General features: G+C 41.6%; 13 protein-coding genes. 6 read left to right on the forward strand and 7 right to left on the reverse strand.

The annotated features are described in order from the left end of the window. Positions 1–261 precede the first annotated feature (261 nt). From KKB09_03145 to KKB09_03165, 5 genes are all read right to left on the reverse strand, one after another. Positions 262–876, reverse strand: coding sequence for a hypothetical protein (locus KKB09_03145; GenBank protein MBU4300193.1), 615 nt, complete (start codon positions 874–876; stop codon positions 262–264). A gap of 34 nt (positions 877–910) precedes the next feature. Beyond that, complete coding sequence (locus KKB09_03150) at positions 911–1,396, reverse strand: GNAT family N-acetyltransferase (GenBank protein ID MBU4300194.1); 486 nt, start codon at positions 1,394–1,396, stop codon at positions 911–913. Between the two features lie 91 nt (positions 1,397–1,487). Next, the gene (locus KKB09_03155) at positions 1,488–2,591 is read right to left on the reverse strand and encodes a M42 family metallopeptidase (protein ID MBU4300195.1); all 1,104 of its coding nucleotides are present in this window, start codon (positions 2,589–2,591) and stop codon (positions 1,488–1,490) included. Positions 2,592–2,649: 58 nt separating this feature from the next. Continuing rightward, positions 2,650–2,925, reverse strand: coding sequence for a hypothetical protein (locus tag KKB09_03160; GenBank protein MBU4300196.1), 276 nt, complete (start codon positions 2,923–2,925; stop codon positions 2,650–2,652). 30 nt (positions 2,926–2,955) lie between these two features. After that, the gene (locus KKB09_03165) at positions 2,956–3,186 is read right to left on the reverse strand and encodes a hypothetical protein (protein ID MBU4300197.1); all 231 of its coding nucleotides are present in this window, start codon (positions 3,184–3,186) and stop codon (positions 2,956–2,958) included. A 194-nt stretch (positions 3,187–3,380) separates the two neighbouring features. Here KKB09_03165 and KKB09_03170 point away from each other — a divergent pair, with 194 nt between their 5' ends. After that, positions 3,381–3,917 (forward strand): NYN domain-containing protein, encoded by a 537-nt coding sequence (locus tag KKB09_03170; GenBank protein MBU4300198.1) that lies wholly within the window; start codon positions 3,381–3,383, stop codon positions 3,915–3,917. 458 nt (positions 3,918–4,375) lie between these two features. Here the strand turns inward: KKB09_03170 and ftsY are convergent, their stop codons facing one another. Continuing rightward, positions 4,376–5,632, reverse strand: coding sequence for a signal recognition particle-docking protein FtsY (gene ftsY / locus KKB09_03175; GenBank protein ID MBU4300199.1), 1,257 nt, complete (start codon positions 5,630–5,632; stop codon positions 4,376–4,378). Positions 5,633–5,683: 51 nt separating this feature from the next. Between ftsY and KKB09_03180 the strand changes: the two genes are divergently transcribed. Further along, on the forward strand, positions 5,684–6,022 hold the full coding sequence (locus KKB09_03180; GenBank protein ID MBU4300200.1) for a ribonuclease P: 339 nt from the start codon (positions 5,684–5,686) through the stop codon (positions 6,020–6,022). A 65-nt stretch (positions 6,023–6,087) separates the two neighbouring features. Then, complete coding sequence (locus KKB09_03185) at positions 6,088–9,186, forward strand: S8 family serine peptidase (GenBank protein ID MBU4300201.1); 3,099 nt, start codon at positions 6,088–6,090, stop codon at positions 9,184–9,186. 16 nt (positions 9,187–9,202) lie between these two features. Here the strand turns inward: KKB09_03185 and KKB09_03190 are convergent, their stop codons facing one another. Further along, complete coding sequence (locus KKB09_03190; protein MBU4300202.1) at positions 9,203–11,737, reverse strand: chromosome segregation protein SMC; 2,535 nt, start codon at positions 11,735–11,737, stop codon at positions 9,203–9,205. Positions 11,738–11,902: 165 nt separating this feature from the next. Here KKB09_03190 and KKB09_03195 point away from each other — a divergent pair, with 165 nt between their 5' ends. From KKB09_03195 to carB, 3 genes are all read left to right on the forward strand, one after another. Beyond that, positions 11,903–12,913 carry an AAA family ATPase gene (locus KKB09_03195; protein ID MBU4300203.1) on the forward strand — a complete coding sequence of 337 codons (1,011 nt, stop codon included), beginning with the start codon at positions 11,903–11,905 and terminating at the stop codon, positions 12,911–12,913. Between the two features lie 147 nt (positions 12,914–13,060). Next, complete coding sequence (carA, locus tag KKB09_03200) at positions 13,061–14,308, forward strand: glutamine-hydrolyzing carbamoyl-phosphate synthase small subunit (protein ID MBU4300204.1); 1,248 nt, start codon at positions 13,061–13,063, stop codon at positions 14,306–14,308. 4 nt (positions 14,309–14,312) lie between these two features. Then, a complete protein-coding gene (carB, locus tag KKB09_03205; protein MBU4300205.1) occupies positions 14,313–17,597 on the forward strand; it encodes a carbamoyl-phosphate synthase (glutamine-hydrolyzing) large subunit in 3,285 nt (1,094 codons plus the stop codon). Positions 17,598–17,806: the final 209 nt, after the last annotated feature.

The raw sequence follows: 17,806 nt of genomic DNA on the forward strand, positions 1-17,806 counted from the left end.
CAAATGTTTTCGATAGGGAACCTAAATTTAAACGCACATCCTCCGCAAGAACATTCAGAGGCAAATCGCTGAAATCCGCTCCGCATTCGTTTTTATAGAATGCAAGAAGATTGCGCGTTTCTTCTTTTATTCCGCCAAAAAGATAACCATTAATTTTTCAGATACTTTGGCTCTAAGTTCTTTGAATACCATAAACGCACCATGAGTTTCTAATCCGGTGGGTATTTATTTAGAAGATTTAAAAAGTGGAATTTTATAAAATTAGTTACTTTTTTTGCTAGAAATCACTATAAAACCGATAAGACCATCCCATATTTTCTCAATAAACGCTTCATTTCTCGGTTTATTATACCAAAATGGATCGACTAATGTTACTATTGTTTTTTGCTCTTCGGTTTTAATGCTCTCAATCACATTATCATGACCTGCCATCCATTCGGGCAGAAACCATTTCTTTTTTGAGCTTGGTTTTTTGTGAACCTTAAACGTTTCATATTCTATCCAAAGATCGTTGTTTTTTGATAAATTATCCGATATGAACTTTTCCAAGTCCAGTATATCTGAAGCCCTGAAGGACTTCGCTATTAAAGGAATCTTTTTCTCTTTGAAGAATTGATTTATAATTTTTTCAGATTCAGTAGTTTTCATGCCGCCGTCACTTGATGTGGCATAAACGCCCAACTTCACATTAAAAGAATCTGCATCATCTTTGCTGACCTTTATTTTGAAATATTTTGCCAGTTCTTCTTGATCAAAAAGCCCAAAGCCTCGCCTATAAAGTATCATTTGCAAAGAAGTAACACAGCAACAGCAAGGCCTTTGAACCAATGAAATATATTTTGGGTTTAACGCTATCTTTTTTTCTAATTTTGCCATAAACCGACCTCGATATGTTCTGTTCTATTGCAGATTATATGTCCTTATACCACAATAGAAATTCTTCTTTATACCAATGTTTTTTTAAGGTTGTTAATTTTTGATACTTATTTTTCTTAAATAATGAAATAGACGCCTCATTTTCTGGACGGATTACGCAAACAATCTTATGTGTACCATAAGCCAGTTTTACCTTTTTTGTTAGATAATTTAGCATTTTATTAGCTATGCCGTTTCTTTGAAAAGCAGTATCAATGCAAATCCACTGAAACCAAAAGATACCGCTGGCAATTCCGCCTTCAAAGTAGCCCCGTATAAATCCGACCATTTTTCCATCAGTTTTTGCAGCCAATAATAAAACAGTCTTATCCTTCAGGTCTGTTTTAATCTTTTTGATAAGAAAATCGTGCATACACTCTCTTTTTGCAAGATCTGAGTAATATGGAGATTCAAAAATTATCTGTTTTGCCAATCTTGAAAGTGCTTGCACGTCTTTTTCGTTAATCTTTACAACATTCATGAGATCCCTACGGACAGTATATATTTTTTGCGGATTCCAAAAAATTTACAATTATTTCCCTTTAAAATCCTTTCGCTAACGCTCTCGGCTTTCAAGCCTTTGGCTTGAAATACTGCCCGGCGCTCCTAACCGCAGCAACAGTAAACTCAATCGCGCCGTCAAGGTCTTTTATGCTTAAACATTCGCTCGGCGAATGAAGCCCGCGCGTCGGAATCGAAATCAATCCTGTCGGGATGCCTTCGCGCGTAAGTGTAATTGATGTCGCATCAGTTGTTCCGCCGTCTGTGCCAAGCTCTATCTGGTGCTTCAGATTGTTCTTTTTTGCGGTTTCTATAAGCCATTCCCTGACTTTTTCAGTTGTTATAAGTCCGCGTCCCTGCGCGTCAAGAAGCGTTATTGCAGGACCCTTTTCGCACTCAACAGAGCATTCCTGCGGCGTTATATTCGGCAAATCTCCCGCGATTGTGGTGTCAACATTCAGCGCGACATCGGGATTGATTTTAAATGCAGTTACACGCGCGCCTTTCAAGCCCACTTCCTCCTGCGCTGTAAAAACAGCACATACTGTGCCTGAAAAGTCCTTCAGCTGCTTGAATGCCTCAATCACGGTAACGCACCCCGCACGGTTATCAAAAGACTTTCCGGAGACAAAGTCGCCCTGAAGCTCACGGAAATGCGAATCAAACGATATGGGATCTGCCTTTTTTACGCCAAGCTTTTCAAGCTCTGTTTTTCCGTCCTTGTCAGGCATCTTGTTCAGGCGCATTCCGACATCAATAAACATTTCTTTCATTTTTACAGGGCGCTCGCGCTCTTCTTTTTCCTGAAGGTGCGGAGGCTTTGCCATTATCGCACCGTAAAGTTTCTTTCCTGAAGAATGTATCACAACCGGCGTTGAGAGAAGTATTTTGTCGTCAATTCCTCCAATCGGAGTGAAATTAATATAGTCCCGATCAATATATTTCACTATAAAACCGATTTCATCCATATGCGCTGAAAGCATTATTTTCGGCCCTGCTTTTGTTCCCTTTTTAACTGCAATAAGATTACCCATGCCATCGGTTTCAACAGAATCTGCATAATCTTTAATTTCATTCCGTATAACTTCACGGATTTCACTCTCAAAACCGGAAACGCCGACGGTCTCGGAAAGTTTTTTCAGAAGCTCTTTAACATTTGTGTTTTTAGAAGCCATAATATCGATTAATTATTTGTCTAAAAGAAATATATAGCTGATACAATGGCGCGAAAAACTATTTTTTTGAATAAGCTCTCGCAGCCAAAAGAAACAATAGCCCCACAATTATGTGGCTTGTTCCGGGAACAAGCGTTGGAATTAGATATCCCATGAGCGTGCCGATGCCGTAAATGATTACTACAAGCGATGCAACTGCCAGCATCATCGATAAGGCATATTGTTTAATGCGCCTCTTAAGCATTGAAAGGAAAGAGTAAGCGGATTCTTTTAGATATTCGGCTATGCGCTCCTCAATAGCTTTCTTAAATCCGCCGCTCTTTTTTTCAGGCATAGCACATCATCCCATAGTCAAGCTTCGCAACTAATCTTTCTTCTTTCTCCTCATCACCGCAAGTGTTACTGCCGCGCCAATGGCCGCCCCGATTCCTGCAGCAATCATCGCCGCATGCACTGGATCCTTATGTATTGCCTCATCAACGGCATTTTCAGCTTCCCTGAATTTTGCCTTTGCCATATCCATTGCCATTTTGGCGTCTTTTTTCGCATGCTCCATAAATTCTTCATTTTTAACATCTGCTTTTTCTTTAGCCATAAAATCGCCTCCTTTGATTATGATTTTATCAAAATAACATCTTGTAAATTATTGTACTTTTGCCAGTATATATAACTTCAATGAAAAAAGAAGAAATGTACGTCGGATGACGTTTTGAATATATAAACTTGAAGTCTACGAAAAATATATGAAAAAAACAAGATGATTGCAGACCTAAAGGAGAACGCGTAGCAATATTTATTGACGGAAGTAACCTTTATCATAGTGTAAAAGATTCTTTCGGTTTGCACGATAATGAAATCGATTTTCGCGTTCTGATAAATTTCCTGAGAAAAGAGAGGCTAATGATATGTATTTTCTATTATAACGCCTCTTTGGACAGAGAGTATAACGCAGATATTTACAACAAACAGCAAAAATTCTTCGCAGAACTAAGGCGAATACCTGACTTTCATGTTGTTTTGTGCAGGCTAAAAAAGATGAAGTTTCCGAATAACAAGGTGGAATACACTGTAAAAGGCGATGACATTCATCTTGCAACGGACTTGATTTCGCTTGCTTATGAGAATCGTTATGATACGGCAATAATCGTCAGCGGCGACGGCGATTTTGTGCCTGCAATACTGAAAGCCCAAAAGCTCGGCAAAAAAGTAGAAACCGCATATTTCAGAATAAGCTGCTCAAGCTATCTGAAAAACGTATGCAATTCATCAGTGTGCCTTGATGATTATATTTCAAATATTCTAAGAAAAGAAAAACAGAAAAATTAGCCCAGTGTTGCTCAGGACCGAAGTCCCGATACAAGACTGGGGAGCATATGAAACATATATTGTTCTGTCGGATTTATATATGCGGCGTATAAATATCTCAATATATTATTAAAAGATATACCTACTAAACCACGTCGGAAGTAGGTAATATCGTAAGATTAAATATACAATTATCGAAGTTCCATAAAATAACAAAGTACGTTTTATACTACTAAAATAAAATCCCATATAATTAACAGCAGTTCCGTGCATCACTTGTATTTGTGTGACCGGATAATAAGCTCTTTCTAGAATCCATAAATAATAAGAACACAACATTCCGATTATTGATATTATTATCATATCAATAGATTTCATGAATCCCGATACTATTAAGAGTATAAAATTGAACCATACGAACGCTTTTGCAGGAGTATTCGGTTCAAAAGTTCCAAATTTTGATAACGGATTCTCCTTCATCAAATCACGCTTTCCATCACTTTCTTCAAATCAAACTTCTCAAAATCCTCATAATTCTGGCCGGTTCCAAGAAAGACTATCGGCTTCTTCAAAGTATGCGTAACAGAAAGAGACGCTCCGCCCTTATCGTCAATATCCCATTTTGAGAGAATCACGCCGTCAAGGCCAACCTCGTCGAAAACTTTCGCCTGCTCAATGACATCGTTTCCTGCTATTGCTTCTACAACAAGGAATTTCAGGTCCGGCGCATTCACGCGCACAATTTTCTTTAACTCTCCTATCAGGTTGCTGTCTGTATGAACTCTGCCTGCCGTGTCTGCAAGAACAACATCAATGCCTTTTGCTTTTGCATGCGCGACTGCATCAAAAATAACTGCGGCAGGATCTGCGCCGTATTTGTGCTTTATCACAGGAATTCCAAGGCGCCTGCCGTGCTCTTCAAGCTGCTCAATTGCTGCAACCCTGAAAGAATCGGCGGCTGCAAAAACGCAGGTATATTCTTTACTCTTAAGATAGCTCCCGAGCTTTGCAATATTCGTTGTTTTTCCGGAGCCGTTGAACCCGACAAACATAATAACACACGGCCTCTTTTCCTTTCTTGCTGCTTTTATTGCGGCTTCAATATCAACAGGCTTCTGATCAAGCTCATACCGCACGCTTTCAAGAACGCTGTCCTTTATGATTTTCTCAACTGCAGAGCGCTTGACTGATTTTCCGGCAAGTTTCTGCTTTATGTCAGAACATATTTTTGAGGCAACATCAGACGCAACATTATTTTCAAGAAGAGCCATCTCAATGTCCCAAAGCGCAGAATCAAGAGATTCTACAGATATTCTTGTCTCTGTTATCGCACCAGTTATTCGCGAAAAAAAGCCTTTCTTTTCTTCAGTTTTTGGCTCTTCCCGTTTGATCTCAATTTCTTCAGAAACTTTTTCGAGTTCCTCATGCACAATTTCCGGCTGAGTAGCCGGTAATTCGGGCTCTATGCTTTTTGCTTTTTCCGGCTTTTCTTCTGCATGAGGCTTCTGCTTCGGAGCTTCAGCTGATTTAATGGATTTTTCAGATTTGGCCGGCTTAGACACGTGCTGTTTTGCCGGAGCAATCTTCTCAATTTTTTGAACCGGCTCTTCTTTCTTTTCGATTTTTTGCGCCAGATCTTCTTTCTTAACTTCCTCTTCAGGGCTCTTTTTGCCCGCAATCTTGTCAGAAATTGTGCTTATTGCCGCGCTAAGCTTTTTCTTGAACGAATCAAACATGCATTATCATAGTACTTTAACTTTTATTAACTCTTTTGCAGAATGTAATATATGAAAAGCCAGAAGCGATTCATAAAGCGCAGCCGCCGCAAGCCATCTGAACTTATCGAAATAGCAAATGAAAGGATAGATATATTATTTTCGCGCGCCCAACTCGAATTCGCGCTTCATCCCGAGCTTTCGAACAGATATGTCGAGATTGCGCGCGACATCGCAAAAAAGTTTAACATACATATTCCGATTGAGCTGCGCCGCAAATTCTGTAAAAACTGCGGCAGCTATCTTGTGCCCGGGAATAACCTGACCGTGCGGCTTTTATCAAAAGAAAAGAAAGTAATCAGAAAATGCGGTGTATGCGGAGATGAAAAAAAGGTGCCTTACAGACTATAAATGACGAATTACTGCCGCCAAACAGATATTATTTATTTAATAATGTTAAACCGACAAATAGTTCTATGCGCGCCACAACCCTTATATTTTCGGCAATCCTGTTTTTCATAACGTTGGCTATGCTTTCGCCGATACATGCCGCAGAGCAGCACGATTTAAAGAAAAATGAGATTGGCGCGCTTTTTGAAAAAGCATCGGCATCTCCTGATGGGACTGTGCAAGTCATAATGAAAATGAAAGGCGCGCCTCAAAAAAATACGAAACTAACAACAGCTGCAAATGCGGCAAATCCAGAAGCTCCTGAAAAGTTAGGCGCGCTTCTGAACAGCAAAAGAATCCTAAAACGCGGCGACTCGGATTTTTTCGCTGCAAATGTAAGCCTGCAAGACCTCCAGGCGCTGGCTTCTGACTCGCGCGTTGAATCAATATCCGAAGACCGAAAAATGCATGCATTTCTTTCAGATAGCGTTCCGCTAATCAGCGCGAATTCCGTGTGGGCCAAGCAAATCGAAGGAACAAACATCACCGGCGCAGGAACAAGCGTGTGCATAATTGACACAGGCGTAGATTACACGCATCCCGATTTGGGTGGATGCACAAGCGAGTCTTTTCTTTCAGGCAACTGCTCAAAAGTGATTGGAGGGTATGATTTTGCGAATAACGACGGCAACCCTATGGACGACCATGGGCACGGCACTCATATTGCGGGCATTGTTGCAGCAAATGGAAGCTTAAAAGGTGTTGCTCCGGATGCAAAAATTGTCGCGATAAAAGTTCTTGATTCAAGTGGATCAGGTTCAGAATCCGATGTTGCTTTAGGAATTGATTGGTGCATTGCCAACTCTGCAAAATTCAATATAACTGCAATTAGCATGAGTCTTGGAGGGGACGTAACCTACCCCAAATATTGCGATAATGCTGGCGCCGATAACTTGCTTCTTGCAGAAGCGATAAACTCCGCAGCTGCAGAAAATATATCCGTTGTTATAGCGACAGGAAATAGAGGTATTGCAACAGGCTATTCCGGCGTGTCATCTCCCGCATGCATAGAAAATGCGACACGTGTAACAGCAACTGAGAAAAGCGGCAATTATGCTTCATTTGCCGAGCGCGGCATAGGATTTCCGGATATTCTGGCCGCACCGGGAGTGAGCATAACATCCACATATTTAAATTCCGGCCAGAGGGCAATGGATGGCACATCAATGTCAACACCACATGTTTCCGGCGCAATCGCGCTTATTTCACAAGCATATCAAAAGCTTTATAGAACTCTGCAAACGCCGCAGTATTTCAAAAGCCTGCTTAATGCAACCGGAAAACAAATAAATGATACCGTAGGTGCAAAAATAAATTTCTCGAGAATTGATGTTTTTTCAGCATACAACGCACTTGTAGCGCTTACAATAACTATAAGCTCGCCGGAAAACGGAACATTCCTAAATACAAACAATGCAAGAATAATCGCGTCTCAAAACGCAATATCGTGGATGAACTATTCAATAGATGATGGCGGCAATATCAGCGCGTGCCAGAACTGCAATAATTTTGAAAACTATTCGGCAAGCCTTACAGACGGATTACATAATCTAACGGTCTACGGAAACAATTCCGCAGTAGCACTGGCACATGCAACGGTTTGGTTTACAACAGACACAATTCCGCCGGAAATATATTTTTCGGATGCATGCGATGCCAACAACAGCTTTCTGGACAAGCAATGGATTTTCGCGAATCTGTCAATAAACGAAACAAACTTTGCGAACGCAACTTTCTTTCTTTTCAATTCTTCCGAACTTGTCAATTCAACAACAACTGCTGATGAAAGCGCGCTTTTCGTGAACTGGACGGCGTCATCAGAAGGCGAATATTATTTCACCGCAACGGTTTTTGACAAAGCAGGAAATTCAAACTCAATAGAAACTCGAAAAATTGCGGTCGACTTGGCGCCACCTGAAATAACGGCTATTACTTTTTCACCCACTTACGTGCATACTGGGCAAAATATCACAATCACATACTCAATTACAGACCTATCCTCCGTAAAATCGGAAATATTCATAGCACACCACAATATTTCAGAATCAATTAATCAATCACATTCCGGAGAAAAATACACCGCGGTTTTCACTAATGTATCAAATTCTGGAGAATACAAAATTATGATTTTTGCGAAAGATGCCGTGAACCACACATCAAACGCAAGCGAACAATTCTTTGCAAATGCCTCATCCATATTATTATTGAATTCTTCAGGAGATGAAACTATAACTTTGCTGATTAAGCGCGAAAACACCGAAATCGGAAAGCTCTATGCATTATCAGAAGAGAAAAATAAATCTTTTGACTCAGGCAACTACGCAATTGAGGCGCATGGAAAAAATGAAACATTCACGATAATTCTAAGCGACATAGAATTCATACAAAACGAAATACTAAAGATATTCTTTTCAAATGTTACTGCAACAAGCCCAAATACCACAAGATATCGCTTCACAGAGAATGCATTCTCGTTCAGCCCTGATTTCAACATATCCTCAGCCACGGTCTGCCTTAATTACACATATCACGCAAATGGCTTTCAGAATATTTCGCGCGCGAAAAACTTCAGGTGCGCAGGCCTTTGCGAAAACGGAAACTGGAGCATGCTTGAAACGCTTGTGAACACAACAACAAACCAATCGTGCTCAAATATCAGCTCATTTTCTTCATTTGTTCTTGGCGAACTTTTGCCTTATTGCGATGACGGAAATATCGATTCTGGAGAAACATGCGCGAGCTGCCCTGCTGACGCCGGTGCATGCCCAGCACCCGCAAAACATGAAATCCAAAAAAGTGGCGGAGGTGGTTGGGGTGGCGGAATAATTATAAAAGCAAAAAACATCACAAATGCCACTAATGCTTCTGTTTCGTTTAAAACAAGCGACAAAAATACTTCAATGATGCAAAACATTTCTTCAAAAGCAAAAGACAATGCATCAATTATAAAAGACAACAACTCTGAAATAAACGCACCCGAAATAAAGACAAAACTAGAAGAAAACGAAAACGTTTCAGAAAACAGGGAGCCAATAATTGCTACAGGACATTATATATTGAATTACCTAAATCCCATAACATCGTTTATAGATTGGCTGATTCATTCATTAATGTTATTATTTTAACAGTTCGGGTTATAATTTATTTCCTGGCCTCAAGCATGCCATTCTCTTTCAGCTCAACGCCAAACACTTGCGAAACGCCTTTCTGCATTGTGACGCCGTAGACGCGCTCTGATTTTTTCACAGTGACATCGCTGTGAGAAACAACGATGAACTGCGACTCTTTTGCATATTTCGTCAAAAGATCTCCGACTATTGACGCATTTGTCTTGTCAAGCGCGGCATCAATCTCATCAAGCAGATAGAACGGCGACGGCCTAAATCGCTGTATCGCAAAAAGAAAAGCAATAGCAGTCATTGTCTTTTCCCCGCCGGAAAGCAAATCGATTGAAAGAAGCCGTTTTTCCATTGGCTGCGCTTTTATCAAAAGCCCTGACTCTATGTCGTTCGGATTTTCCAGCAATAGCTCCGCATCCCCGCTTATGAGATCGCGGAAAACTTTCGAAAATTCCTCGGAAATCGCATTAAGCGCAGTCATAAAAATTACTTTTCGCTTTTCCTCAATCTGCGCAATCATGCTGATTATGGATTCCTTCTCGCCCTTGAGTTTGTCAAACCGCTCCTTGAATATTTCATAGTCCTTGTTAAGCGCGTCAAATTCTTCAATTGCTTTAAGATTGACAGGGCCAAGGGAACGCAGCTGCCTGTCGCAATCCCTGATTTCGCGCTCAAGCTTGTTAGGATCTGCCTTGACAAGGTCGGTTCTCTGCTTGTATCGCTCATAATCAACCATAAGGCCTGTAAGCTCTGTTTCAAGGCGCGCTTTTTGCAGTTTCAATTCATTTATCTCGGCTTCAAGGTTCAATCTCTGCTCGTATTTTGAGCGGCGTGTGCGCTTCATTTCGCTTATCTGAAACTGCACAGCCTCGCGCTCGCGCTCAAGCGCCTTGACATCGTTTGATTCATTTTTTTCGCCGGCTGTTTTTTCTTCAAGAAGAATATTAAGCGCGCCAATCTCTTTTTTAAGCGCAGTGATTTCTTCCTCCAGCTCATCGCGCTCTTTTTCATATGCGCTGACATCAACAAGCTTTTCCTGCGAATCCTGCTGTGTTGACACTTTTCGCCTCAACCTCAAAGTTCCTCCGACAATAGCTCCTCCTGATTCGAAAAGCTCGCCTTCAAGTGTCACTGTTTTTAAGCCCCTTATTTTTCGCGCGGATTCTACATTCTCGGAAACGAGGGTGTCGCGCAATATGTCGCCAAACGCATTCTCATACTTTTTGTCAAACTTTATCAGGTTGAGCGCAAAATCAATGACTCCCGGCATTTTCGCGGCGACTTCTGCCTTTGCTGAAAATACCGCGGGCCTAAGGCGGCTTACCGGAAGAAATCTCACCCTTCCAAGCCCGTGGCTTTTAAGATAATCTATGCACTCAATTGCAGTAGACTCCGAATCGACGACGACATCATTCATGTGCCCTCCAAGTGCAATTTCAATAGCCGCCTCATATTTCGGCGAAGTCCGATAGATGCTTGAAATACTTCCAAGAACGCCGCTTTTTCGAAGATTCATGATTGCGCTTACGGATGCGTTTGCAGCACCCATCGGATTGTGGCTCTGGCTTATCTGGTTGATTTTTGCAATCATTTCCTCAAGCCGGTCAACTTCTCTGCGATTGGCCTCTATCTCACCCTCTTTTTTGAGAAGCTTTGAGCGTATTTCCTCAACATTCTTTCTTGCGCCGGCATTAACGCTTTTCTTAAGTATTTCGGCATTAAATGCATCAACCTGCTTCTCAAGCGCCTCCAGATCCTTGTCAAAAGTATCGACATTGCCTCCGATAGTGCCGAGTTCTGCCAGCTTTATCTGCAGGTTCCTCGATACATTCTCAAGCGCGCCTTCAACGCCTTTTACGCGCGTGAATGCAAGAGTCGCTTTTGCAAGATCCATTTTTTCTATAATTGAATTATACTTTAGCGCCGCATCGCGGTCCAGCCTTAGGCGGTCAAGGAATTCTTTTTTTTGGCCCATGACAAGTTCAGCGTCGCTTACATTTCTTTCAGCGGTATCAAGCTCCTTCAAAGCCTTTGTCTTTTTTTCGTTGTATTCTTTGATTCCTGCAGCCTCATCAATTATTTCGCGGCGCTCTTTCGGCTTCATGCCTATAAGGCCGGTTATATCTCCCTGCTGGATTATGTTATACCCTTCGGGATCTATGTGCGCCTCACCCATCAAATCAAGTATCTTTCTGCGGTTTACGGCCTTTCCGTTAAGCCGGTAAACTGAATTTCCGCGGCGATTGACTCTGCGCGAAATGAGAACAAGGTCACCCTGATCCTTTAAAGTTTTGTCAGAATTATCAAGAACAAGAGAAACAATGGCAGCATCTGCAGGCTTTGAGCCGTGGCCGCCGTTGTATATGACGTGCTGCATGCGGTCCGCGCGCAGGTTTCTTGATGATGTGCCAAGAACAAATACAATAGCATCTATTATGTTTGATTTTCCATTGCCGTTTGGGCCTATTACCGCATTAAATCCCGGGTACAATGGGATTGCTGTCTTTTTCGAGAACGATTTAAAGCCCTGCATAGCGAGTTTTTGAAGCTTGACCATCAGAATCACAAACAACAGATTAGAACTTTATCCGCTAATCCCTTAACCCATTATTTGCAGTTTTATCTATAAATAATTGTTTGGACTTATTGGCGGCTGCAGTTATTTGTAAATGTTGTTTAGATGTTCTTTAATTTATAAATATATTGTTACTTAGTAATTGTTATGTATCCAGAAAACGACTTAATTTCAAAAATACGCGAGAAACCATATCACAAAATAAGCATTAATGACATTAATCCTTATCAAGACTCTAATTTAGGAGGCACTGTTTTAATAATGGGCTCGCCCGGGGCTGGAAAATCAGAATTTTTAAAAAGAGTTGAAATGGAAACAGGTGGAAAATTAATTCTTGAATCAAGCGTATTTGATCTATTTCAAGAGTATTTTGGAAAATGGTTAGAACAAAAAAGAAGAGATGGCGAAACGCCAGATTATATTGAAGAAGATTTCGATATGCCTAATATTGATGGGTTTCACCCACACATAAATATGCTGGGTTTTAACGATGACCCCGAAACTGTAAAAAACGCACCTTATGTTGGAAGAGGTGCACCAATATATAGGGAATACTTAGATTCAAGAAAAATTAGCAGCGGCGGAAAATCAGGGTTTCCTGACTGGTTGTTTATCACTAATGAAAATGGTGAGTTTTATCAGTTCATTAGTATTCCGGGACATCTAAGTACGAACGAAGTAAAGAACAATAAATCAATACCTCCAATTGGAACACCGGATTCTGTAATATACCTAATAGATCCAAAAATCTTTTCATACAACCATGACGCCACATTTAGATATATTGATGAAAAAAGAGTCTACTCGGGTGGAAATCCAGCACTTCAGAAATGTTCAAATCATCTTCAAGATGTTCTAAAATTTGAAGAGGAGGGCATTCCAGTAAACTGGTTTATCTCTAAAACAAATAAAACAAATGTTCAATCAGCAAGAAATCAGATAGGTTTAATTTACGCTGGTAACTCCTCAAGTGAACTAGGTGAAACGGCTCTTCGGCAAAATCTGGATGAACCACTGGATGCATTAGGAGAAATTGTAAAACGTGCACAACAGTTAAATGGTTTTGACTCCAAAACATCATCGAAAGAAGAAATTTATGAAATACTGAACTTAAGTTTACCGGATAAAGCGAAATTGCAGCTATGTAGGAATTGTTAACATTTCATTATTTTCTGATTCTATAGGTGGGATATTTCGAAAGAAAGGCATTCTGACGTATTGAGCGCGAAAAAGCTCGGCAAAGCAGTATAGTTTCGTATGCTTTAAATACTTTATCCGCATAACTAAGAGAGGGTTTCTCTGGCTTTGCAAGAATCTCAAAACAATTCTAAATATAACGAACAAGAGGCAGTGCTTCTTCTTAAAGACGGCTCAGTATTTCGCGGTAAACTATTTGGTGCCTGCAAAAAAGTTTTCGGCGAAGTTGTTTTCAATACCGGCATGGTGGGCTATGTCGAAGCGCTTACAGACCCTTCATATGCTGGACAGATTCTTGTATCTGCATATCCCCTTGTTGGAAATTATGGCGTTCCGGAATACTCTGAAGATAAAAATAGAATTCCGATTGGGTTCGAATCTAAAGGAATAAAAGTTGCCGCATATGTGGTGTCCGAACTATGCAAAAAACCGAGCCATAGCGATTCAAAAAAGACTATTGGAAAATGGTTCAAAGAGGAAGAAAAAACAGGAATCCAAGGAATAGACACGCGAAGGCTTGTTAAAATCCTGCGCGAGGAAGGCTGCATGATGGGGGTAGTGTGCCCGGGAAATCCGGACATGGAATCGCTTGCAAAAGAGCTCAAAAATGCGCAAAACCCGAATTCAAGGAATCTTGTTGATGAGGTTTCAATAAAATCGCAGAAAAAAATCGGCAATCATGAAAATCCACAGGCAATAAGTTCGGATTTTCAAGCATTTCAAAGTCATCTCGCTCCGCAAATATCAACTGGCAGAGCTTCAACGTTTGAAAGTGGAAAGAAAAAAATCACTCTGATAGACTGCGGCGCAAAAGCAGGAATTTTGCGCGAACTGCTTAAGCGCGATGCAAGCGTTACTGTTGTGCCTTATAACCACCCTGCAGAAAAAATCATTGAAGAAAACCCGGACGGAATCATGATTTCAAACGGGCCCGGAGATCCGAAAGTCCTGAAAGAAACCATCGAATGTGTAAAAAGGCTCATCCCAATAAAAATCCCGATATTCGGCATATGCCTGGGGAACCAGATTCTATCTCTTGCGCTTGGCGCAGACACTTACAAGCTAAAATACGGCCACAGAAGCCAAAACCAGCCGTGCAAAGACATGTTTTCCGGAAGAACATACATCACAACACAGAATCACGGCTTTGCTGTTGACAAAGGCTCGCTGCCGGATGATGTTTCTGTCTGGTTCGTTAATGCGAACGACGGAACAGTTGAAGGCATAAAACATAAGGTGCTGCCATGCTTTTCAGTCCAGTTCCATCCCGAAGCAATGCCGGGGCCGACAGATACTGCATTTTTGTTTGATGTTTTTTTTGAGACAATTGAAAAAACGGTTGACAAATGCAGATGATTATATGAACGAATTTTTAAGCGCACAAAAGATAAATGCGCCAATTAAAAAGGTCTTGGTTCTTGGCAGCGGAGCCCTTAAAATCGGAGAGGCCGGAGAATTCGATTTTTCAGGAAGCCAGGCGCTTAAAGCACTGCGCGAGTCAGGAATAGAAACTGTTCTTGTAAATCCCAATATTGCAACAATCCAGACAGACCCGTCGATGGCTTCAAAAATATACCTTCTTCCGATAGAGCCGGAATCCGTTGAGCGCGTGATAAAAAAGGAGCGCCCTGACAGCATACTTCTGAATGTCGGCGGGCAGACCGCGCTTAACTGCGGCGTTGCGCTGAATGACCGCGGGATACTTTCGAAATATGGCATCAGGGTTCTTGGAACATCAATCGAAAGCATAAGGATATCAGAAGACAGGCGGCTTTTCAAGCAAGCAATGGAAGATGCCGGGCTCAAGGTCTGCAAAAGCGCTGCCGCAAATTCTGTGGACGAGGCAATCTCAATAGCCAATGAAATCGGCTATCCGCTGATGCTGCGCTCAGGATTCACTCTAGGCGGCGCAGGAAGCGGCATTGCGAAAAATGAAAAAGAGCTGATTGAAATCGCGGATGTCGCCCTGAACGGAAGCCCCATAAAGCAGGTGCTGATAGAAGAATGTGTCGGAGGGTGGAAGGAGATAGAGTATGAAATCATTCGCGATAAAAAAGACAACTGCATCATCATCTGCAACATGGAGAATTTTGATCCTGTGGGAATACACACAGGAGAATCAATAGTTGTCGCGCCTTCACAAACTCTGAATAATGTTGAATACCACGCGCTTCGAAGCATATCGATTGCAGCTGCTAGAAAAATCAACATCATCGGCGAGTGCAATATACAGTTCGCGGTAAACCCCGACACATTTGATTACCGGATAATTGAAGTCAACCCGAGGCTTTCGCGCTCAAGCGCGCTTGCTTCAAAAGCCACGGGCTATCCCATTGCAAGCGTTGCTACAAAGCTTTGCATCGGAATGTCTCTTGATGAGATAAAAAACGCAGTCACTCAGGCGACATATGCCTGTTTTGAACCGGCGCTGGATTATATTGTTGCAAAGATTCCCCGATGGGATTTCAAAAAATTCAGGGGCGCAGAGCGGTTCATAGGAACGCAGATGAAATCCGTTGGCGAAGTGATGGCAATAGGCAGGAATTTTGAGGAAGCCATACAAAAAGCTTCAAGGATGTGCGACCCTTCAAGATACGGTGTAGTGGGCAACGGCATTGATACGTGTACGGACATATCCGAAATTGAGAAAAACCTTTCCGCGCCTACCGACTTGCGGCTTTTCTACATAGCTGCTGCAATAAAGAGCGGACTTTCTCTTGAGCGAATAAATAAGCTGACGAAAATAGATTTGTGGTTCCTGAACAAGCTAAAAAACATTATTGAAATGGAAAAAGTGCTGAAGCAGGAAAAGCAGGAGCATGGGCTTCTTAAAAATCTTCTTGAAGCAAAAAAGCTAGGATTCTCAGATGCAGGAATCGCAAAAATCAGAGGATTAAAAGAAAGCGAAATAAGGAAATTGCGCATTGAAAATGACATAGTTCCGCATGTCCGGCAGATTGATACGCTTGCCGCAGAATGGCCGTCAAAGACAAATTATCTTTACCTGACATATTGCGCAGACGATGATGATATTGATTTTTCGAAGAACAACGAAAAAGAAAAAATAATAGTCCTTGGAAGCGGGCCTTATTCAATAGGCTCATCAGTCGAATTCGACTGGTGCTCGGTCCATGGAATCTGGGGCGTCAAGAAAAGCGGAAAGGAAGCAATAATGATTAACTGCAATCCTGAAACAGTCTCGACTGATTACGACATATCCGACAAACTTTATTTTGAAGACATAAACCTTGAAACAGTGCTTGATATCTGTGACAAAGAAAATCCTCTTGGCGCAATAGTTTCTTTTGGAGGGCAAAGGCCGAATAACATCGCAGTCAAGCTTCACGAATCAGGTGTGCGCATTCTTGGAACATCGTCTGAAAACATAGACCGCGCTGAAGATCGCTCAAGATTTTCTGCATTGCTTGACGAACTTGAAATAAAACAGCCTGCTTGGTGCGCTGTTGAAACTATAGCAGGCGCGCTGGAATTTGCGGAAAATGCAGGATATCCTGTTATTGTAAGGCCGTCTTATGTTCTTTCAGGGGCTGCAATGAAAACAGTACACAGCGAAAACGAGCTTGAAAAATATATAGATCAGGCAACAGAAATATCAAGTGAGCGGCCGGTCGTCATTTCAAAATTCATTTCAAACGCAAGGGAAATTGAAGTTGATGGCGTATCTGACGGAAAAAGAGTTCTTATCGGCGCGATTGCTGAGCATATTGAAAATGCCGGCGTGCATTCGGGTGATGCAACAATAGTCATTCCAACAAGAACCGTAAAGAAAGCTGCGCTTGAAAAAATCGAGGAATACACCAAAAAAATCGCAGAAGCTCTCGAAATCAAGGGACCTTTCAACATACAATATCTTGTGGAAGATGGCAAAGTCTTTGTCATTGAATGCAATTTGCGCGCATCAAGAAGCATGCCGTTTGTAAGCAAAACCGTTGGCGTCAACCTGATTGAAATCGCAACCAATGTGATACTTGGACAGAAGCTTTCTGGAAACTTCATGCCAAAACCAAAGCATTTTGGGGTAAAGGTTCCGCAATTTTCATTCATGAGAATAAGCGGCGCAGACCCTCTGCTCGGAATAGAAATGGCATCAACCGGTGAAGTCGCATGCATCGGATTTGATTTCAACAAGACGCTGATTGATGCAATGCGCTCGGCCCAGTTCTGTGTGCCTGTAGAGTTCGGCAGGGTGCTGATATCTGCAAGCGAATCGGCGCGCCCAAAAATACTGGAGGATGCGAAACTGCTTTCAAGCATCGGCTTTGAGATATATGGAACATTGCATACATCAGAATACCTGAAGAAAAACGGCGTTGATTCAATAGTGCTTAAAAAAATAAGCGAAGGCTCCGAGATACTGGAGCACATCACGCAGAAGAAAATAGACCTTGTGATAAACATACCGCATGAAACGGAAACTGAAAGCGAACGGCATGACGGCTACATACTTCGCAGGGCAACAGTAAATTATGGAATTCCGCTGATAACGAATCCCGAGCTTGCGCACGCGCTTGTTCTTGCAATAAAGAAGGAATATGAAAAATCAAAGCTGATGGAGCTCGGGACAATATCAAAAATACCGATAGAAAGTTTGCAGGAGATTGTTGCGGCAAAGGGCTCTGAGTAAATACGTAAAGGAGAATTATGTCAACATGTAGTTTCTGTATGGTGTAGATTCTATCGGCAAAACATAGGGAGATACTATCTAACTATCGTCATCCATATTAACAACATAAGCAATCAAATTCAACAACTTCATTCGCCCTAATTTCAAATGTATTTCAGCTTCTTCAGCAGGCGTTTTTCCTTTCAAGCTCATATGCGGATTAACGAAAT

The organism is Nanoarchaeota archaeon, from assembly GCA_018897155.1.
Classification (GTDB): domain Archaea; phylum EX4484-52; class EX4484-52; order EX4484-52; family LFW-46; genus LFW-46.